This is a genomic window from Microcystis sp. M49636_WE2, from assembly GCF_030065375.1.
Taxonomy (GTDB): Bacteria; Cyanobacteriota; Cyanobacteriia; order Cyanobacteriales; family Microcystaceae; genus Microcystis; species Microcystis aeruginosa_C.
In genome coordinates, this window is the sequence record NZ_JASJFG010000958.1 from 1 (window position 1) to 3,326 (window position 3,326).

The window sequence follows — 3,326 nt, forward strand, 5'->3', positions numbered from 1 at the left end:
AATTCCCATCCAGAGGGTTTCTAAGGTGGTTGTACCACCATTAAAGGGATAGGTGTCCAAAACCACATCAGCGATGGCTAAATTTGCCCTGTAGGTTTCCGTCTGATAGAGAGGAAGCATCTTAATTCGATTAGTTTCTACTCCAACTTCTGCGGCAATTTGACAGAATAAATCCAGGAGGGAATTATCATCAGCAACTCCTTGAATCAGGAAATAACTATTAGGTACCGATTTGAGTATTTGCATTTGTAAGCGAATCATCGCTGGATTACGCTTAATTGCTGTTTGAGAACTTAGGTAAATAACCGCATCGTTATTAATACCTAAATCTTCTCTTCGCAGGGTAGGAACGGCTATTTCAAAACCATCCACAGCGACAAAAGTATTAGGCAAACGCCAGATTTTTTCCTGATAATATTCTTGGGCATTTTCTGGCAATACATAAGGATCCGCTAAAAGATAATCTACTGCGGGTAAACCAGAACCATCAAAACCTAACCAGTTAACTTGAATAGGGGCAGGTTTTAAGGCAATAACTTGGGCAACGATTGCCCCAGTACCACTATCTAAGTCCACAAGAATATCGATGTTATCTTCTTTAATTTTGCGATAGGTTGTTAAGGAATCAGCAGTAGCATGATAGATTTTATCTGCGGGATTAGAAAACCATTGTTTAGTTATTTCATCCACAGGTTGACTCACCATATAAAGGTGAATATCAAACTGTTCACGATTGTGATAATTAATAGTCCAACGACTCAATAAACCGACGGGATGATGTTTTAAGGTTTGGGCAATGTAACCAATTTTAAGTTTTTTATTGGCATTATCTTCTCTAGGTTTATCAAAACTTTCCTCTTGAAAACCCAGCATTTCTTTGTAGGTTTCTTGAAAAAAACTGCCAATCTGACTTAAAAGCGGTCGATTCTCTTTCGGGTTATCTTCATAGTAAGAAATCGGATTCATAACTGTTAGTAAAGCTCCCCGAACTAAGGGATGTATATCTTGGGGCTTTTTTTCTATAAATTCTTTAATTAAGTGTTTATACTCTTGACAAATACTAGGAATGTCATTCCATTTTGAGGCTCGTAAAGAACCACTAAAGAGGAGCGATTGACTAAACATTTTTAAATCAATCGTTTGACTTTTCTCTTTCAACTTATTGACTAAATTGATGGCTTTTTCATAGTCAGGTAAAGAGATATAAAACCAAAATAAATTAACTTCTAAGTACAAACTTTCTGGATAAAGGGGAAGAAAAGCTTCCGCTAAGTCAACGGAATAAATAGCTTGATATTTCTCAAAAGCAAAGCGTCCAGCAACAGTGATGACGTAATTAAGTAATTCTGGAGAATTGCCAAGATAGGGTAAACTTAACCGAACTAATTCTATGGTATATTCATGAGCGTAAGGTATGACGGCAATTACTACCCGTTCCAATAATTGAGAGTTAACTGAACCCTGAGTAATTAATTCTAGTATTTGCCATTCTTGCAGTTGTTGAGAATCAAATCTATTTAATTTAATTTCAATGAGGGTTAAATGCAGTAAATTATCGAGATAACTGGGATTAATTTCCTGTAGATGTTTACGAATTAACCAACTGGTTTCTAGATTTTCTAACTCTAATTGTCGGTTAGCTTCGGTAGTTAAAATATTGCTTAATTCTAGCATCCATGAATCAGTTTCCTGTTCATCTCCTTGAGTGAAAACAAATAACCAAGTAGCTTGTGCTTGTTCTTCTTTTGCCTGCAAAAGATAGGATAATCCTAAATACCAATAATGACTAATTTCTGTGGTTTCTTTTTCTATCAGTTCTTCGTAAAACTGACTAACAATATCGTATTGATTGTTTTCTAAAGCGGTTTTAACTTCATTTTGCCAAGACATGATTTAATTCTCCCTGATTAACTTTCACAATAGATTTGCCACATTTGACGATAGGCATTTTCCACATTTTTAGTAAACTGACGTGCATTCCAAAGCGGTGAAGTTTTTCTAGATTCATCTAATTTAGCGATAACTTTGCGTCTCAACTGTTCATCCTTACCTAACTTAATTCCCCAATCGATATACTCCTCATCACTCCAAGCAATACCCTCACTAATTCCCGCATTAACCATTAAAGTATAACTATTTCTCGATGACCATTGTTGACCAACTTTTGTAACCAAAGGTATCCCCATCCACAGCACATCTAAAGTCGTCATTCCTCCCGTAAAAGGATAGGTATCTAAAACCACATCAGCTATTCTTAAATTTGCTCGATAAATTCCTGTGGGATAGAGGGGTAAGATTTTTAATCTCTCATAATTAATTCCTTCTTCCTCGGCAATTTTGAAAAATAATTTTTCCACTGATTTAGCATCACTTAACCCTTGAATACTCAAATAACTATTAGGAACTGCCTTTAAAACTTGTAGCTGAAGTCGAATAGTTTCAGGGTTACGTTTAACCCCCGTTTGTACGGTTAAGTAATTAATTGCATCCTCTGGAATCCCTAAATCATCCCTGCGGAGAGAGGGGGAAGCAACCTCGACACCATCCACACAAATATAGGAATTAGGTAAGCGCCAAATTTTTTCTCGGTAGTATTCCTGTGCATCTGCTGGTAAAACGTAATTATCAGCAAGATAGTAATCAATTGCGGGAATTCCTGACGCATCAAAACCTAACCAAGTCACTTGTATTGGTGCGGGTTTTAGTGCCATGACTTGACAAGTTGCGTTATTAGTGATGCTGTCTAAATCTACCAAAATATCAATGTTATCTTGACTAATTTTTTCAGCAATCAGTCGAGGTTTAATTGCTAAATTATAGCAGGCATTCACCTGATTTTTAAAAAAAATTTCAGTGATAATGTCTTCTTTTTGAGATACTAGGTATAAAGAGACATGAAATTCATTATAGTCATGATACTTCATTAACCATCTAGCGATTAATCCGATAGAATGATTATATAAAGTATGGGCAATATAGCCAATTTTTAGAACTTTTTTGCTGTCTTTAATAGTCGATTTTTGAAGATAATTACAGTTAGAATTATTGCGAACATATTCCTGAAAAAGTTGACCAATACAATTACTAATATAACGGTTTTTTCTTGGGTTATCTTCTAGGTAAACTAGAGGGGATAAAATTGTTATGTATGGTTTATCCAATAATCTTGGACATTCTTGATTAGCGATACTTTTTTGCAAGGATTCTGCATATTCTTCAATATCTGCCTTAATATCGACCCAATTACCACTAAATAATTTGACATAAAGAGCAATAAAATCAGCTACAGCTTGAGAAGGCAACCCTTGACAACTTGTTTTTAATTG

General features: G+C 35.3%; 2 protein-coding genes. Both read right to left on the bottom strand.

Annotated features, from left to right (window positions below; translation table 11 throughout):
* Positions 1 to 1,890 (bottom strand): O-linked N-acetylglucosamine transferase, SPINDLY family protein (locus tag PX484_RS22060; RefSeq protein WP_288105499.1); only part of this gene is annotated, 1,890 nt, incomplete at its 3' end.
* A 17-nt stretch (positions 1,891 to 1,907) separates the two neighbouring features.
* Positions 1,908 to 3,326 (bottom strand): O-linked N-acetylglucosamine transferase, SPINDLY family protein (locus PX484_RS22065; protein WP_288105501.1); only part of this gene is annotated, 1,419 nt, incomplete at its 5' end.